General features: G+C 59.9%; 20 protein-coding genes and 1 pseudogene. 9 read left to right on the top strand and 12 right to left on the bottom strand.

Annotated elements, in window-relative coordinates:
• Window positions 1-501, top strand: a 501-nt coding sequence (locus tag AC07M8_RS19040) for a hypothetical protein (protein ID WP_495175799.1), incomplete at its 5' end; no start/stop codon positions are given.
• A gap of 9 nt (window positions 502-510) precedes the next feature.
• Here AC07M8_RS19040 and AC07M8_RS19035 read toward each other — a convergent pair.
• The 4 genes and pseudogenes from AC07M8_RS19035 to AC07M8_RS19020 form a co-directional block, all read right to left on the bottom strand.
• Window positions 511-636 (bottom strand): annotated as a pseudogene (locus AC07M8_RS19035) (integrase core domain-containing protein); the annotation flags it as partial.
• A gap of 322 nt (window positions 637-958) precedes the next feature.
• Entirely contained in the window at window positions 959-1081 is a 123-nt protein-coding gene (locus AC07M8_RS19030; protein ID WP_495175798.1) for a hypothetical protein, read from the bottom strand.
• A 280-nt stretch (window positions 1082-1361) separates the two neighbouring features.
• The gene (locus AC07M8_RS19025; RefSeq protein WP_495175797.1) at window positions 1362-1559 is read right to left on the bottom strand and encodes a hypothetical protein; all 198 of its coding nucleotides are present in this window, start codon (window positions 1557-1559) and stop codon (window positions 1362-1364) included.
• Window positions 1560-2132: 573 nt separating this feature from the next.
• Window positions 2133-2438: an HU family DNA-binding protein gene (locus tag AC07M8_RS19020; protein WP_495175796.1), complete on the bottom strand. Its 306-nt coding sequence runs from the start codon at window positions 2436-2438 to the stop codon at window positions 2133-2135.
• Between the two features lie 222 nt (window positions 2439-2660).
• Between AC07M8_RS19020 and AC07M8_RS19015 the strand changes: the two genes are divergently transcribed.
• The 3 genes from AC07M8_RS19015 (at window position 2661) to AC07M8_RS19005 (ending at window position 3894) form a co-directional block, all read left to right on the top strand.
• The gene (locus tag AC07M8_RS19015) at window positions 2661-2936 is read left to right on the top strand and encodes a hypothetical protein (RefSeq protein ID WP_495175795.1); all 276 of its coding nucleotides are present in this window, start codon (window positions 2661-2663) and stop codon (window positions 2934-2936) included.
• 121 nt (window positions 2937-3057) lie between these two features.
• Entirely contained in the window at window positions 3058-3438 is a 381-nt protein-coding gene (locus AC07M8_RS19010; protein WP_495175794.1) for a TIGR02594 family protein, read from the top strand.
• A 213-nt stretch (window positions 3439-3651) separates the two neighbouring features.
• Complete coding sequence (locus AC07M8_RS19005; protein WP_495175793.1) at window positions 3652-3894, top strand: hypothetical protein; 243 nt, start codon at window positions 3652-3654, stop codon at window positions 3892-3894.
• A 167-nt stretch (window positions 3895-4061) separates the two neighbouring features.
• On the opposite strand, the gene repC is transcribed toward AC07M8_RS19005, so the two are convergent.
• From repC to AC07M8_RS18980, 5 genes are all read right to left on the bottom strand, one after another.
• Window positions 4062-5309, bottom strand: coding sequence for a plasmid replication protein RepC (repC, locus tag AC07M8_RS19000; protein ID WP_495175792.1), 1248 nt, complete (start codon window positions 5307-5309; stop codon window positions 4062-4064).
• Window positions 5310-5907: 598 nt separating this feature from the next.
• The gene (locus tag AC07M8_RS18995; protein ID WP_495175791.1) at window positions 5908-6807 is read right to left on the bottom strand and encodes a replication initiator protein A; all 900 of its coding nucleotides are present in this window, start codon (window positions 6805-6807) and stop codon (window positions 5908-5910) included.
• 444 nt (window positions 6808-7251) lie between these two features.
• Window positions 7252-7596 carry a hypothetical protein gene (locus tag AC07M8_RS18990; protein ID WP_495175790.1) on the bottom strand — a complete coding sequence of 115 codons (345 nt, stop codon included), beginning with the start codon at window positions 7594-7596 and terminating at the stop codon, window positions 7252-7254.
• Window positions 7593-8273, bottom strand: a complete 681-nt coding sequence (locus tag AC07M8_RS18985) for an AAA family ATPase (RefSeq protein ID WP_495175789.1) — start codon at window positions 8271-8273, stop codon at window positions 7593-7595. The genes AC07M8_RS18990 and AC07M8_RS18985 overlap by 4 nt, the downstream gene beginning before the upstream one ends.
• A gap of 354 nt (window positions 8274-8627) precedes the next feature.
• Window positions 8628-8996: a hypothetical protein gene (locus tag AC07M8_RS18980; RefSeq protein WP_495175788.1), complete on the bottom strand. Its 369-nt coding sequence runs from the start codon at window positions 8994-8996 to the stop codon at window positions 8628-8630.
• A gap of 430 nt (window positions 8997-9426) precedes the next feature.
• On the opposite strand from AC07M8_RS18980, the gene AC07M8_RS18975 reads away from it, so the two are divergent.
• Entirely contained in the window at window positions 9427-9879 is a 453-nt protein-coding gene (locus AC07M8_RS18975) for a hypothetical protein (protein WP_495175787.1), read from the top strand.
• Window positions 9880-10044: 165 nt separating this feature from the next.
• On the opposite strand, the gene AC07M8_RS18970 is transcribed toward AC07M8_RS18975, so the two are convergent.
• Complete coding sequence (locus tag AC07M8_RS18970; RefSeq protein WP_495175786.1) at window positions 10045-10284, bottom strand: hypothetical protein; 240 nt, start codon at window positions 10282-10284, stop codon at window positions 10045-10047.
• Window positions 10285-10875: 591 nt separating this feature from the next.
• On the opposite strand from AC07M8_RS18970, the gene AC07M8_RS18965 reads away from it, so the two are divergent.
• Entirely contained in the window at window positions 10876-11520 is a 645-nt protein-coding gene (locus AC07M8_RS18965) for a recombinase family protein (RefSeq protein ID WP_495175785.1), read from the top strand.
• Between the two features lie 208 nt (window positions 11521-11728).
• On the opposite strand, the gene AC07M8_RS18960 is transcribed toward AC07M8_RS18965, so the two are convergent.
• A complete protein-coding gene (locus AC07M8_RS18960) occupies window positions 11729-12169 on the bottom strand; it encodes a DUF4260 domain-containing protein (RefSeq protein ID WP_495175800.1) in 441 nt (146 codons plus the stop codon).
• Between the two features lie 11 nt (window positions 12170-12180).
• The gene (locus AC07M8_RS18955; protein ID WP_495175784.1) at window positions 12181-12474 is read right to left on the bottom strand and encodes a DUF1330 domain-containing protein; all 294 of its coding nucleotides are present in this window, start codon (window positions 12472-12474) and stop codon (window positions 12181-12183) included.
• A gap of 193 nt (window positions 12475-12667) precedes the next feature.
• Here AC07M8_RS18955 and AC07M8_RS18950 point away from each other — a divergent pair, with 193 nt between their 5' ends.
• The 3 genes from AC07M8_RS18950 to lspA all read left to right on the top strand — a co-directional run bounded on the left by AC07M8_RS18950 (window position 12668) and on the right by lspA (window position 16110).
• Complete coding sequence (locus tag AC07M8_RS18950) at window positions 12668-13219, top strand: TetR/AcrR family transcriptional regulator (protein ID WP_495175783.1); 552 nt, start codon at window positions 12668-12670, stop codon at window positions 13217-13219.
• An 839-nt stretch (window positions 13220-14058) separates the two neighbouring features.
• Entirely contained in the window at window positions 14059-15105 is a 1047-nt protein-coding gene (locus AC07M8_RS18945; RefSeq protein WP_495175782.1) for an IS110 family RNA-guided transposase, read from the top strand.
• Between the two features lie 501 nt (window positions 15106-15606).
• Window positions 15607-16110: a signal peptidase II gene (gene lspA / locus AC07M8_RS18940; RefSeq protein ID WP_495175781.1), complete on the top strand. Its 504-nt coding sequence runs from the start codon at window positions 15607-15609 to the stop codon at window positions 16108-16110.
• Window positions 16111-16408: the final 298 nt, after the last annotated feature.

The raw sequence follows: 16408 nt of genomic DNA, 5'->3' as shown, positions 1-16408 counted from the left end.
TGGGGCTTCACGTTGCGGTCCGACGATCCCCGTTTCACCGACTTTGATCTGTCCCCCGGTCCGATCCATTCCCGATCATCGGGCTGCTGGTTTGGCTGGGATTATCGCTGGGGCAAGAACGGCGTCGACGCGCTTACGAATGGTCGGATCGTTGGCAGCGGCTACAGCGAGGGGTATGTTCCCGATCAGCCTGCCAGCACGCCTGTGATCGTTGGATACCATTTCGTGGCGGCCGGTAAGGCGTTCAGTCCGGACTATGCCTGGGTGGGCCTGTGGGTCGCCGACGACGGCGCTCAGCGCACCCAGGTGATCGCCTTCAAGGACCAACGCCAAAAGACGCTCGCTACCCTCCCCTTTCGCCTTGGCAGCCTCACAACCTTGCCATCGCCTGACACCCCGACGTTAGGGATGACCATGATCGGCGAAGGGCGTTCGGGCCAACCCGTTCCTTATCTGCAGCTCCTGTGGATGTCGGGTATCGCTGAGACGAACGCGCGTTGATTGGATAGCTCAAATATGAGCTTTGGGGTACGCCCTCACCTTTGGAACGGTGGTTTCGTCGATGCGCTGCCCCATCGGGGTCTGGTTGCCGAGGGAGCTATGCGGACGATGCTCGTTGTAATCGCGCCGCCACGCCTCACGAGCGTCTCGACCACGTCAGAGCCGCGGTAGCTCGTCCGTACGTCGGGCGCCGGAGAAAGCCGCGTGCGGAAGATGTTCATGACCACGTCCATGCCGATCCCGAACGATCGCATCGATCCAGCATGTCGCGAACTCCAAGCGGGAGCACGCAGTCACTCACCGTCATGGTAAAACCGGCATTGAGCTCATTATCGTTGGCTATGTCCATGGCGAGGTATTCCTCAACATTCCAAGAGATGACAGCAAGCCTATCGTTCGATCAGTCGCGCATGCCGACCTGAAACCAGAAGATAGAAACCCCGCCGATCGATGATGGTCATTTCGAACGTAGGTCGTCCGCCGGCTTGGTCGCGTACAGCATCGCCAATCCTGCTTCGGTCATCTGAAAGCTGCTTCCTGCTCGGGAGGCGACATGCCCTGCTTGGATCAGCGTTGCCATCTCCCGCTGGATCTTCGATCCCGTGATCGGTTTGCCATAGGTGCGGGAGATGTCACCTATCACGAAGGTACCCGCACCGTCGGGGCCGGATAGTGCTCGAAGGCAATCGCGCAAACGCTTTCCCCCCGATCCTGGTGGACGCCCCCCTGCGTGCTTGCGCTTGGGCGCAGGTTCAGGTGCACCGATGGACGCTGCGAGATCGGCTAGCGCGCGGTTAAAATTCAACAGTAGGTTGCGCATACGACAATCGCAGTGGCCTGAGCTGAGCCGACGAGGTTCATCAAAGCTTCGGCGCAGCTAGGGCGATCGCCTTCACCTTCCTCAGTACGTCGAGCAGCAGGTTCAGGTCCTGACTGGTAAGACCGCTGATGTCGTCGATCACATCATCGTGCCCGTGGAGGATGGCGAAGGTATGCAACCGTCCCATGGCGTCGCCGAGTTTTACGATAGCGTACTCATCGTCTTGACCCCCGAACATAGCCCTCTTCCCTCCCCTCACTAAGCAGCTTGTTTAGCTGGGCCTTGATGCTCCCACCCCCGAGATGTGACTGGACCATCTCGAACCCCTCCCGGTTCAGTTGTCGGCTGATCTCACTGATCGTTTGGCAAGTACCGGACCTGGCAAGCTGGAAGGCTCGCTCTGCCGTGGTCACTCCATCGTTTCTGCTCATGATCTGCCTCTTGCCGTTCTCCCGGTTCGTCAGCCGATTCGCATCGGGCGGCGTTAGAGAAGGTGGTCCGTTCGGCGGTGCAAGAGCAAGGCCTAGGTCGCGTGATCGAAGGCTGACGCCCAGTTTGCTTTTGCGGGCCATGATGGAAGCCTTCGATCTGTCGAGCGCAGTCGCGATGGCGGGCACCTTGTAGCCCTCATCGATCATAGCGCGGAGGCGCGCGTCGTCATGATCGGTCCAGCGACGGCTGGAGTTCAATCCTGGATGGTATGGCATCAGCCCCGCTGGACGCGTCAGGCGGAATTATTATCCCAGTTGCGCTGCGCAAACTTGCCAGCCGGCCATTCCAGCAAGGGTGATCGGTTGACCTGCGGTGCTGTCTATTCCCGCGGCCCGTTCAGTTTCTCATGCATTCTGATGCTCTGCCTGAAACGAGGTACACGCTTCTGAGCAGCCTGCATCCGCTCCCCCGTTGCCGGGTTTATCGAGTGCCTTGCGTCGAGAACCTTGGTTTGAAATGAGCCGAAGCCACGAAGCTCTACCCGGCCGCCTTGCGCAAGCTGGGTTGCGATGGATTCGAAGAAGGCATCGACGAACTGCTGCAACACTGCATCAGGAAGATCGGGGTGCCTCGCTACTAAGCTGCTGATGAGTTCCGATTTTACCACGAACGGTCGGTAGGCCATGCGATCTGCAACGCAACCCGCTGGAGCGTTCGACGCGCATTCGATCGTAACATGTAGGATGCTGCAAGTTAGCGTTTTTGTTTAGCGGTACATCAGACATTCCATTCGCTTGGAGACATCCTGGACAGGCAAAGCGAGCAACTGACCGGTACCTCGGCGACCATCCCGGTGGCGACATTGGACGCAGCTTGCGATCAACACGCTTGCCGGTAAGCACCCGCCATGGGTGAGATTGAAAGGCTGGTTCCGTCCAGCGTTGTTGAACAATGGGTGTACCATCTGCGCCGCCAGCGAGCGCGGGCGCGCGATACACTGTGGCTCCTGGATCAGGGCTTCACCGTCCACGATGGCAGAAACGGCGTGCCCACCGCTGACGCTAGCGCGCGCTGGCGGACCGAGCAGGAAGTCATCATCTCCGAGGTTAATGCACTGCTCGAGCTATATGACAGCATCAACCTTCACCGACCAGCAGCGGGGATGGAAGGGGCGTCATTGTGACGAAAGAACCAGTATGGTTGTCTGCCGCCCGGGCGAAGCTTGGCACCCACGAGGCACCCGGCGCAGCCAACAGCTCGACGATCTTGGGCTGGGCCAAACGCTCAGCACCAAGGTGCTTGGCATGATCTACAATGCTGACAGCGTGCCTTGGTGCGGTGTCTTCGTTGCCACCTGCCTGGCGGAGGATGGCAGCGAAGCGCCCTCTGTAGCGGTGCGGGCGACATCCTGGGCAACATGGGGCCAGCTGCTTCGTCCCGAGCGCCTTGCTCCCGGCGCCGTACTCGTGTTCGAGCGTCCAGGTGGCGGGCATGTCGGCTTTTACGTCGGTGAGGATCCGGCCGCGTATCACGTCCTTGGCGGCAACCAGGCAGATGCCGTCACCATTGCTCGTATCGCCAAAAGTAGGTGCACCGCACGGAGGTGGCCGGCCGATCGTGCGGTGATCGGTCGGCCGGTACAGATGGCTGTAAAGGGTAAGCCGATCTCCAGCGCAGAGGCCTAACGACCGGCTCAACGGCTCCTGGCGAGACTAGTCGCTCTCGATCAAAGCGGCAGACCCTCCCGAAAGGCCGCCAGGCCGCGGGTTTACCGGGCAAGGAAGCGGGTCGGCGTTCGGCGGACTGTTTGGTCCCCGCTTACGCGATATTCTTGGCACGCGCGCCTTGGGCAAGGCCAAACGGATGCGCTCCCGCGAAGAACGACGAGCAGCTGAATCATGGAACGGCATGCGGCGCCTCCTGACTGGGTGTCTTATGTAAGCAAAACACTGGCCAAATTCCATCACAAGCCAGAAGCCAATGTCCAAGAGTTTTCAGAAAAGCTCATCGAGCATCAGGTGGGAGTGCAGCTTGCGCCAACGCGGAGCTTAGCGTCGAAACACAAGCGCGTCATGGCGATCATCCTGTGGCTTGATAGGCTTCGATCATCGGGGCTCCGGAACATTGAACCAAAATCCTAACGGCATCCTAACCTCTGGGATGAACATGCGGACATGTCCCACTTGCGGCACAAGTTCACCAATGAGCGCAGACGAGCGGCAGCGCCGATGGACGCGGGCCGCCTTAACGCCATAGTCCAGGTATATTCATCGATCAAAATGGACGGTTGGTATCGGTCGGAAGCGGCTTAATGGGCCACCATCCGCTCGGTGCGGAACCTCCACAGGCTTTTGGCGAGATCCAACTCGTCGCGCTTGGCCTTGCCGACCATGCCGGCGAAGTACGCGCCCGGAGTAAGCCGGATCTCGTCCCGCGCATTGCGCTCGGCGGTTATCATCACCGCGACCGCGGCGGCGTCGAGGCCTAGCTTGTCGAGGGCGTCGACCCAGCAGCTGGTTCGGATGCCGAGGTCGTGACGCAGGCGACCCGCAGCGCGGTGGATGTCTGACCAAGCCGGGTTCCGAGCACCGACGTAGAGGGCGGTGGTTGGGAACATCTCCATCAGCTCTGCCGGTCTTGCCTTGAAGGCGCTGTTCGACGGTGAGGCCGAAAAATCGGCCAACGAAGAAGCATGACCTTGCAAGTCAGAACTACATTCTCGAGCACCTTGTACATTCTTAATGGGAAAGGGAATGGTTTGTATCTGTATGTCGGGCTCATTTTTTGACCCCGACGCGCCAATATAATCGGAAAACATGAAACGGTCGATGGTATCGCCGACCAACTTCTCCACAACCGGAAGATGATCCAATGCAGCTTGGTATGCGTCGCTGTTGCGGTTGGCACGCGCAGCAGCCGCCAGGCCGGCTACCCGATCGATCGCGTCCTGCAGCGCGATCCAGTGCGTCCCGGTCAGTCGCATGTGGGCGGCTTGGGCAAGTGCCTGGCCGACCATGCGGCGCACACGCCCAATCGCCTGCTTGCCCTCGTTGAACAGGCGCACCTGGGCGGTGTAGCTCTCCGCCAGCGCACGAAGCTCGTTGTAGCGGGTGCGCAGCGGCGACAGGTCGAGGCCGAAGGCGGACGAGATCGCGCCGCTATCGTCGCGGCGGCCGGTCCGCCGGCCGTGGGCGCTGTCATGGGCGACGATCAGGCCGAGGTCGCGGAGCTGGCGCAGCCGGGCCTTAATCGCGCCCACCGTCTTCCGGGCAGCGTCGGCGAGCGTCAGGTTGCTCGGCCAGACGACGGGCGTCCGCCCGTCCTGCCAGTCGTCCAAGCGGGTGTAGCTTATCAGGTGACGTAGCGTCTCACGTGCTCCGGCGCCCAAGCCGAGTGCGACCGCCGCCTCGTCCATCACGCGGTAGAGCTCGCCCTTGCTGGCGATCTTCACCGTGTCCATAACCCGGGCTTCGAGGTCACGCGTGATGCGGCGCGCCAGCGCGGTAATCGGGCGAGCGCCCGTCCGTCCGGTGAACGCCGTCTGGGTATAAGTCATCGTTCGTCCCCTCTGTGGAGGGACCGTCAGCAGGCAAAACCGAGGCGTGGCGCGAAGCGCGCTTCCTTGAACCGAGGCTCGGAAACAGCTAAATGAAGGGTCGTATGGAGACCTGCCTGCGTTTGGCGACGCAGTCACCTAGATGTCTCAGGATGCTCGGCCTTCGTGCCGGGCATTCGTTTATGTGCTCACAGCCGCATCCCCTTTGCCTGCCGCGGGTTGCGGCAGGCTCAGCGTTATTTCTGTCCGACGCGGATGCGGTGCGGAAGCCTCGCGGATCGTGCTATCGGACGGAAAAGTCCCTCAATGTTCGTGCTATCAGGCGGAGAAGGCCGCATGCCGCATCGCACGAGCGTTCGAACATGGCCCCCCGTGCTTGTGCTATCGGGCGGGAAATCCCCGCCAGCCCCCTCGCGGGCACCCGAAGGCGGTAGATTCGCGGTTTAAGGGCCTGTCTCTACCCTCATGGACTAAGCCGGCGATGCGTCCGCGGTGAATTGACGCCGAATATATGCGCTTCGTGCGATCGGGCGGAAAAGGCCAACGGTTGTTCGTGCTTTCGGGCGGAAAACTCGGATCGCGCTGATTTCCGCCCGTTTCAGGCGGCGACGGCGACCTGTGACGCGGATGCGCTAGCGATGCGGAGGGTGTCGAGCGGCGTGATCGTCACCAGCGTCAATAGTTTCGGCCGCCCTCCTCCTGGCCGTGGCTCCTTGCGGTCAGTCAACGCGAGCGAATATTCCGGGAGCGATTGTGTCTTGGCGACTTCCCGGAGCGTCCGCTTGAAATTCTCGATCGAGCGCGGTTCAAGCGAACAGCCGACCCGACCGGCCAGGTCGACGGCATCCGCCTCGAACCGAGCGCCATCGACGCAGTTGAACTTGGCGAGCTCGTAAAGCCGCCGCTCGATCGGGCCGAGCTTGAAGAAGTCGTCATGGTAGCCGGCGATCCGGCGATCCGTCAGAATCGCGCGATGGAGCCAGTCGCATAGCATAACTTCGACGTGCCGCATCTGCCGCTCGCCATTGGGCAGCTTCGTGTATTTGATGTCGGCCTTGAGGAGCCAGGAGAAAGCGCTGTCTGATCCTTCGCCCCCGGTCTCGATATTGGTGATGATCTGGGTGCCCTGGAGGCGAGTGAGCGATGCCTTCAATGAGGTGTAGGACCGCGCGGAGGCATTGGTCCCCGTCATCCTGAAGAGGTCGTTTGCGGTGAAGCTGACGGTGCGGTCGACCGTCTCGCCTCTTTCGAGGCGACCTACCATGAGGCTGGCAATGTAGAGCAAAATTTCCTTGTCGTAGATCGTCGCCACGCCGGTCTTGCTGGGATTGATCTCAATGCGCGCAGCGTCGCTCTCGAAAATCATTGGTTCCATCTGCGCCCGCTTCGTCAGCGCAAAGAACGGAAACTCCGCAACGGTTCGCTCGCCCTTGATGTCGCCGTAGAGCGGGCTGTCCAGGCGGAAGAGGTCACCTTGCGGAGGGATGATCTTGGTCATGGCATCCTCGGCGTCCTGGGCGTTGCGCCCGCCTAGTCGAACCCGGCAAATATGCCGCTCGATATTACGATCGGCGATTCGAGATCACCGCCGCTACAACTTGACTTTAGCCGATCATTTCGGCCGGCGCAGCCAGGAGAGTTCGTGCTTTCGGGCGGAAAACTCGGTGGCTTGGCGTTATGACGACGGCTTGGCCAGGCTGTGGGCAAAGTGGGCGATGGCACGGTGTCAGCGGCGGAAGTGGTCGTCCTTCACGCGGTCGGTTAAGCCCGCGCTTCGGTGCGCCGTCACGAGGTCCGAATGGTCGATCCGTCGATGCACTCCCTCCATTCCACGCTGCGAGAGCGCATCGTGGAACGTCTTCGTCGGCGAGGCCCTGCGGACGTTGTGCCGGCGTGGCATCACCGACATCGAGGTGCTTCGCTCCGAGTTCGACGTTCACGGCTACCCGTTAGCGTCCGACCGTCGCCGCTCCTCCGCCTCGGCGTAGTCGAGCAGCAGGGTCATAGCGTCGCCCTTCTTCAACCTATGTCGCCAAGCGAACTCCTCGAACCGCTGCCGGTCCTCGGGGCGGGCACGGACATGAATGGCGTCGCTAAAGTTGGCCTCTCGAGCGCGTGCGGCGACACGCGGAGCGGTCGGCGGCGCTGGCTTCTCCGATCGGAAGCCAAGCCCCTCCCCGCCCGCACGAGCCTCTGCGAGCTGTTCCTTCGTCGGCGGCTGGATCTCGTCCTCATTGGCAAAACTCGCCATGGTCCGACGGCCCGTGGTTGCTGGCTTGTCGCTCACGCGGAGCCTCCTTCGGCAAGCATGGATACGACGTCGGCTGCAAAAGCCGCCGCGTTCTTCCGCGCACTCTCGAGTGATCCGACGTCGGCCGTGGTCATGTCCGCGAGCGTTCCACCCATGCTGAACAGGCCACGAAACGCACCCCGTTCAGCCAGCGACGTTGGGGTGATCCGGATGCCGGCGTCCTCCAGACTAGCGACCACAGCCTTCAGGTCGCGGGTCCAGACGCGCGCGGTCGCAGGCGTGCGCGTGAGTACGGCCGCGAACGGCAGCGGCCGCTGCCGAGCGGTCCCGGCGTTACGTACCACCTTCACAGCTCGGGCAGCTTCATGGGCGTCAAGCTCAGAGCCCTGGATCGGAATGAGGGCGAGGTTGGACATCATCAAGGCGCTCGTAGCCCGGGCGCTGGCTTTCCCTTCGAGGTCGACGATGACGAACCCGGCGCGCTTACGCGCCGCTTCAATCGTGCCGATGATCTCGTCCTCGTCGATCTCCTTCACCACCTCGATGTTATTAGGCTTGCCTCCCTTGCTGGCCCAACGGGCGAGGGGGAAGTTCGGATCGGCGTCGATCATGATGACGTTGGTCCCATGTGCCGCAAGCTCGGTCCCGAGGACGAGGGCAGTCGTGGTTTTCCCCACGCCGCCTTTGGGCGAAAGCATCGTGATAACTGGCATTGCCACCTCCGGAAGGCACGACTTGTGAACATGTGATGCAGGTCCACAAGTTACACTTGTCCTTGTCATCACACAAGGCCTCATGTGCCGCATGCGCACCATAGGCACATGTTCACGCCAGAGACAGGCTCATGTTGGGCACAGGCTCACTCAGTGAACATGCGCCCAAAATGAGCATGTTCACTCCGTTATGACGGTGGATAGGGGTTGGTCGCTGGTGAGGCTCAGAACGCCGGATACTCACCTTCGACCTGGATGAGAAACCGGAAGACCCTCAGAACGAGGAAGCCGCCTCGATCGGAGCCGAGTTTTCAGAACGACGATCTCAAGCTGCGAAATGCAATAGCGATTGTTTCATTTTGCTTCTGGCTGCCGCGTTGGACAAGCCGCGTGGAACGTTTGAGGCTTCACCATGGCAAGGGTTTCATTGAAGGCTGCGGCATATCGTGATGCCGCTGCTCCGCACAGCGTCTGGATTCGCATGGAGCGCATCGGACCAGAGTACACTTCTGGCAATTTCTTAAAAGTTTGGTCTTGGCTCAGGATTATAGAGGGTGAAGAACAGCCATTGATGCCTGGCACCGTTCGGTAGACGACGACGCCGTTCGAGAGACCAGTGTAAAACTGTGGTCGTGGTAAACTAGCGGCAATCATGGCATCTTTGGAACCGTCACGTTCGCCAAAAACAGAGATACAAGCTTTGGCCTTTTGTAGATCGGCCATGGTTTTTTCTTACGACTGATGACTGCCGGTCGAACCATACCCGATCGTCATGCGCTATCAACCGTATGTCCCCTGATCGCGGACTTTGGGCCACCAACGAGCCGGCTACCGTGACCGACACGATTCCGATTAAAACAGGTGTGCTCCGGTTCATCAGGCTTTCGTTGAGCGTCTGCTTCAAGGTGTGATCCTGTTGCGCTTAAACGCCAATCTTCGGGTGATGACGTGAAGGGGCTCGGGCCGATTGGGATAATTGAGCGGGAATTCTTGCGGCGTCCCGAAACCCGTTGCCGGTGGAGCATGTGGAAAGCCCAGGCCCGCTCCCGAACGGCAAGAAGTGGTGGTTAGCGGAAAGGCGGCTTTGTGTCGCAACGCCGGCATAGCAGACCTTGCCTTGCCGCACCGAAGAGGTGATCGCCTGCATATGCGAATGTTCAAATGGGCAGCCGTTGCCATGGCCATCGGTGTTGCCGGCTGGGCTACCAGCAATGCTATTGTGGAGGTTGTTGTGTGGTCTCTTGGTCCGGCAGCCGCAATCAACTTTTCTGGGTATCACAAAGAGATAACTCCCCTACTGATATTCCTCGCAACTATCTTTGCGCCACTCACCGAGTCATTGGCGGTATGGGGTCTAGTGTGGCTAGCTCAATCCAAGTTGAATATCGGGCGAGCCGGCACCTCGTTAGCGTCGAGCGCTGCGATGGTCATTTTGCACGGAAGCTCGTGGGCATCGCTTGCTGTTTTTCCGACATTCGCGATGCACGCAGCTATCATGTTCTCGGCACGACTGCGGCAGCGGTCTGAAGCGGGCTACATTCTGATCTTTACCGCGCACTGCTTCCAAAATTCGCTATCTATCATCAGACCCTTGCTACTGACGTAATCAGCGCGTTCGCCGAGTGACCGTTATTTGTAATGAAGACTGGATGGGGCGAGGTTTGTCTGGGGAGCGGAATGGCCGCATTTGGTGTGAAGCCACTTGTCCTAATGTTGATGCACAAGACAAGGAGGCCGCTTTTGTTATTGCCCCATAAATAGCTGCAGCGCTTTAGCTCGGCACCATACGCAGTTCGTCAGCTTCTCTCATAAGTTGTTCCAAAGCATCAAGTGCGGTACTCGATAGCGTTAGCAGATCATCAAGATCACCAGTTCCGTCGCCGACAATGAGCCCTGCCTTGGTGAGGACGACCAACCAACGTGAAATTACCGAACCCGTTACCCTGCGGTGCTCGCTTACCATTCGTCCCGTTACTCGCACGCCAGCGGCATCTGCGACGAACAGCGCCAACAAAAGTTCCCAAGCTGGTTCAGAGAAAAGATGCGACGGAAGCGCTCCCGCCCGGGCACTCCGAAAGACAAGGATCGCATTTGCGATCGCAGCGGCACGATCTCGCCCAGGCACATCCACCTCCATAAACCTATCGGCTGTTTAGTGCCTTGGGGTGGATTGATTGGTCAACTTACATTTTAGTTACGTTGCCGATAAGCCATGCCAGTACCTCCTCGGCTTTAGCTGCCAGCACGTAGTCCTCGTGCCTCTCGGCGAACCGGATCAAAGCCTTTAACGACTCGGCATGGACACTTACGTGCTTGTCTCGATCTAAGTCTTGCATCAGACGCGTTCCTTGATGAGCAAGCTCCGGAGGGCGATAGCGCTCGGCCGGGCAACGGTAACACGCTGTGCCAATGTCGGCTATCCACACCTCTGCATGCATCTTAACAGCTGGATATGGGCGGTAGTCGTCCGTCTGCTTTACGGGGAGCCGTGGTGCGGTTTAGGTATGCCTTTTGAGGACTACCCCTAAGCCGGTGTCATAATGGCGCTTTACCCACTCAAAAAAGACTGGACAAACAAGCACCACGTATCGAAGATCGAACCATGTTCATTCGGGCTTATCTCCGCGCTTCTACCTCGGAGCAGGATGCTTCACGCGCCCGCAGCGCCCTCGACGCATTTGCCGTCAATCAGGGATTGCGGATCGCGGCGCGCTATGTCGAAAACGAAAGCGGGGCCAAGCTGCACCGGCCTGAGCTGTTCCGCCTGCTCAATGACTGCGAACCTGGCGACGTGCTGCTGGTAGAGCAGGTCGACCGGCTGTCCCGCCTCACCTCCCCGGACTGGATGCGCCTGCGTGGCCTGATCGATTCCAAGCAGGTCCGCATCGTCGCGCTCGACCTGCCGACATCGTGGACCCTGACGGCACCGGCCGACGAGTTCACCGGCCGCATGTTCGCCGCGGTCAACGCGATGATGCTCGATGTCCTCGCCGCTGTAGCGCGCAAGGACTATGAGGATCGCCGTCGTCGCCAGGCTGAAGGGACCGCTAAGGCCAAGGCCGCTGGCCTCTACAAGGGCCGCCCCGCGAACAAGACGCGCAACGCTGCTATCTCCTCCTTGCTGAGTGATGGCCGCAGCTGGCGGGAGATCATGGATGCGACCGGATGCAGCCGCACCCTGCTCGCCAAGATCGCCCGCGATCGTCGGCTCCTCAAAGCGGCAACGGCCGTCGAAACGGACGGCTAAAACAGTCCCGTAACTCCGTCTCAATCAGGCCATTTTGGGAAAACGGTTTCGGGAACAGGTTTTGGGAATGTCGCCCTGCTCGCATCCCGGTGCGGCCCCTGCCCCGCCGCAATCTCAGCCGACCTTCCCTTGTGAGACGGTCAAAAGTTTCCCGAGGGCCGTCCTTCCCCCGCAAACTGGGTCGGGGGAGTTGCTACGCCGGGTAGCCTCACCCGCCTGTTGCAACACTCAGGTGGCTCGCCTTGAAGCCATCGGGGTATTTAAGACCGAAGCCGAGGGCTCGATCGAAGCCGATATGAGCGGCCCAGATCAGGCCGATCGGAACGCTTGTGCTGTGCATTGGCAGACCAACTCCGATGAGAACGGCCGGTGCGCCATACCAATGGCCGGTATTGTAGGTCATTGCACCTAGCCGCGGCCCACGTAGATAACCGATCATGGAGACGTCGGGCACGAGGAGGAGTACGACGAACAGCCACCAGCTCGCGTGCAGCCACGCATATGCGCCGACCGCCGCTATCATGATGGCCAGGTTCTCCAATCGGAGGAGCAGTCTCGGCGCCCCGACCACAACACCTTTAGCCAATCCCCGTGCCTCACCTTTGCCGCCAACAGCCGAAGCTGGATCGCATCTGCGGTACGTTGGCATTGGCATTCTGGTCAACTTGCCCAAGATTCGACGATGAACGCGAAGCCTGTGGAAGCCTCATGCCTGATCGCCGCGACGCGTTGGTAGTCGTCTGAGTAGTACCAGCGCTTTGCGGCTTCCAAGTCGGGCAACTCGACTACCACGGCAATAGCGAGCGGGGGCCCTTCCAAAGCGATTGGCGCAGGACCAGCAAAGAATCTGAGCCCGGGAGTTGCCTCCAACAGCGGGACTGCCTGACGACGGTACTCTGCCAGACGTTCGTCATCATGCACGTTCGTCAGACAGAACACAACGTAAGCGGCCATGCTCGCCTCCCAAGATCCACGCCAACCGATTATGCAGCGATCGTTGCCGAAGTGCCTCGCATTGCTCCATTGCGTCAAGAGGATTATGCAGTGCTCGATGCAGAAAAACGGGAATGATCGATCACAAGCCGTTCGGCGCCCCCCAAGGGGGAGGCCGAGGAGCTTCGACCGCGCGAAAGCGCTCGACACCGCGATGCGTCTGTTCTGGCTGAATGGCTACGCCGTTACAGCCATCTCCGACCTCACAGCCGCGATGGGTATCGGTACGACGAGCCTGTACGCCGCGTTTGGCTCCAAGGAGGAGCTCTATACCGAGGCGCTGCAACTCTACCTGAATCTGTACGAAGACGGTGTCTGGTTCCGTTTCAAGGCGGCGGAAACAGCGCGCGAAGCGATCGAAGCGCTGCTTGTAGACACGGCCTGCTTTGTAGCTCAGGCGTCAGGTGCCGGTGATCCGCTCGGTTGCATGACCACCCATCCGATAAAGGACGATGGAGACTGCTCCCCCCTCGCCCTGCTCATGCAATCGCTTCGGACAGTCATGTTCGAAAGGGTAAAAGACCGGCTTAGCCGGGCGCTTTGCGAGAACGAGATATCACCCGCCCTAGATCTTGATTCGTTTGCTCGATTCATCATCACTTTGCAAACTGGCATGTCGGTTCAGGCCCGTGCCGGCGTTAGCCACGGCCAACTTGAAGAGGCCGCAGCGGTCATGATGAAGGGTTGGCCTTCTTGGACGAGCTAGCAACCACGCGAGTTCATCACCAAGGCCATGTACGCAATTCTCACCACAGCATCGTTTTGGCAAAGCGGCCATTCCGCTTTCGCCCAATTTTTGCTGTTGGCGTCCGCCTCGGATGCTCCTCAAAGTGGAGCCCTGTTCAATGCACGAGACGGCTCATCCTTGGCCTTGAGGAGCAGGTCCATACGCTCCTGAAGTCGGGCCGACCGCCATCAAGCATTTGAACGCAGCTTGCATATTAGAAAAGCGCTATTCATTCTGGGTTTGAAGGGGGAGTAATTATGAGAACAACTTCCAAACTGAGCAGCGTTCTTCCATTTCTCATGTTGGCCACGGGGTGCAGCGATGCCGGAGCGAAATCCACGACCGTGGAAAGGAGCATTACCGTCGCCGGCCCCACGATTGAGGTAACACACTTTTCCACATCTCAAGCGAGTTCGGTACGTTCACTGAAAGTCTCGGACACTAAGGCGCTGTCGAAGGGCCAAGCTCAGCTGACCTTCGTCGTCCCAGCTGAGTACAGCGGTTCTGATCTCGATCACGCCGAGAAGGAAGCGCTAGCTAGGGGCTTATCTTACAGCTTTACGGAAAGGCGACTTGAGCAAACCAAAGGCGGCCTAAGCTTCACAATCTCTTAGGCGCTATTCAAGGACGTGCCTGCCGCCCGGCCGCAAGCGCTGGTACGTATGGGTGGGAACGGCAGCTAACGCGCTTCAGCTTCCGAAAGATGGTGTACCGCGGCGGCTGCATTTCGACAGCAGAGTGAGATTGCAGCCCCTTCACGTACGATGCTTGGACCGGGGTCGACCTGACCTCGTGCATCGAGGGAAGGAGTGTGAGCGATGGCGCATTTCGTAGGTCTGGACGTCTCGGTGAAGGAGACGTCGGTGTGCGTGGTGGACGATGCCGGCAAGGTCGTGTGCGAGCGCAAGGTGCCGACCGAGCCGGACGACATTGCCGTGCTGCTGACGTCGGTCGGCGGCGATTACGTGCGAGTCGGGATTGAGGCCGGGCCGCTGTCGCAGTGGCTGGTGAACGGTCTGAGCGAGGCGGGCCTCCCGGTGATTTGCGTCGAGACTCGGCACATGAAGGCCCTGTTGCAGGCGCAGCAGATCAACAAGTCCGACCGCAACGACGCACGCGGCATCGCGCAGATGATGCGGGTCGGACTGTTCAAGCCGGTACACGTGAAGACGCTGGCGGCGCAGGAGCAGCGCATGCTGCTGACCAACCGGAAGCTCGTCCAGCGCAAGCTGATCGACATCGAATCCGACATGCGTGGCACGCTGCGCAACTTCGGCCTCAAGGTCGGTGTCGTCAGCACGATCGGCTATGAGGCCCGTATCCGTCACCTGGTTGAAGGCTTTCCGCGACTGGCGGCGATCATTGAGCCGCTGCTGACGGTGCGGCGGGTGATGCGCCAGCAGCTGGCCACGCTCCACAAGATGTTGCTCGACACAGTCCGGCATGATCCGGTCTGCAAACGGTTGATGACCGCGCCCGGCGTCGGCCCGGTGGTCGCGCTCACCTACCGTGCCTCGATCGACCAACCCCAGCGCTTCGTTCATTCCAGAGCAGTCGGTGCGCATGCCGGGTTGACGCCGCGGCGGCATCAGTCCGGCGAGCTCGACTATGATGGCGGCATTTCCAAGTCCGGCGACACCATGCTGCGAACGATGCTGTACGAAGCGGCGCAGATCCTGATGACCCAGAGCCGGCATTGGTCCTGGCTCAAGGCCTGGGGGATGAAGGTCGCACAGCGGCGGGGCATGCGCCGCGCCATCATCGCCGTCGCGCGCCGCCTGGCCGTCGTCCTCCACCGCATGTGGACGGACGGCACCGACTTCCGCTGGGGCAGCGAACCCGGCATCGCGGTCGCGCTCGCCTGACACGATTTCAAACAGGAGCTTTGACGGTTCTGCCTCGGCAGGAAGAGGTCCTCACGGGGACGAAGGTGGTGCGAGATCGTAATGGCTGCAGCCCTGTCGCCAGCGGCAAGGGCGTCCAAAAGATTGATCCGCGCCGCTTTCTCTTACCCCATCATGGGGCGGCTATGTGCCGACCCCGGAGAGAAGCACGAACCCCGTGTGGCGACCTTGAGCTCGGCAGAAAACAGTATTTGCACTTCGTCGCCTGCCAATCCGTTACGACCGGCGCACTCGCGGCGGCGGAGAGTGGCGTCTGCCTGTTGACTCAAGCCGCGATAGAGAAGCCGCCATTCCCCTTTCCTACAGGTCGCGCCGTTCGCGATCGGCAAAGCGGACCCCAGAAGCGGCCAGGCTGAAAGCGCCCACTTCCCGCCCTCTGACTGTCAGATTGGCTTGCCCGTTAGCGGACATTCATTCACTTAGAAGCCCAAGCCGTCATGTTCGAGCAGCGGAGTACAAGGCATGTCGAAGGTGACCCGCATTGGTCTGATGACGCTTATCCTCATCATTCTGCTACCGATCGATCAGATGACGAAGCTTTGGGCCTATAACGGTCTTTCGTTGGGGCAGAGCGTTGCGCTTACTGGCCCGATCAACTTCACGCTGCTCTTCAATCGCAGCAACGCGTTTGGCTTGGCTCCTGATTATGGTGCCGCGACCCGTTGGGGCCTAGCCGCAGCTAATATCGCCGTAGCATCTCTTATTAGCTACTGGATCTGGTCCCGGAACCAAAGCCTCCTGATGGTGGTGGGGCTGTCCTTCATAGCAGGCGGAGCAGTCGGAAACGCAATTGACCGGCTGTGGCTCGGCTCAGTCATAGATATGTTTGATGCTTCAAAGACAGGGTTTGCCTGGATATTCAATCCGGCCGACGTGTTCATCGATGTTGGTATCGGCCTGTGGCTTCTAAACGGCGCAACCAATTCGGGGCCGGCGGAGGCAAAACGTGCCAGCTCGGCCGGGTAATCAGGTTGTATCGAGGCCTCAGCGATTGCACCACGGAGGAAGAAGTGCCTGGCTCTCAATTGATAGCAATCGCTTTAGCGGCGCTGTTGCCTCAAAACTCTGAGCCTCCCCCTCCTGCTCAAACTATCACCCACGGCAATGAGGTCACTGAGGTGGAGCACGTATTGAATATTAAGTGTGGGACAGGTTCATATTATCTAGTGAGCATCACCACAGACGGACATGGCCGTCCCCGACTAAATCGCGCGGAAGATAATAACGTGGCCTTTAGCAAATCCGACTTAAGCGATGTCAACGC

It is taken from the genome of Sphingomonas sp. GW821-FHT09E03, assembly GCF_059416225.1.
Note: the sequence above shows the minus strand (reverse complement) of the source record. Positions and strands in the feature narration are given on the sequence as shown.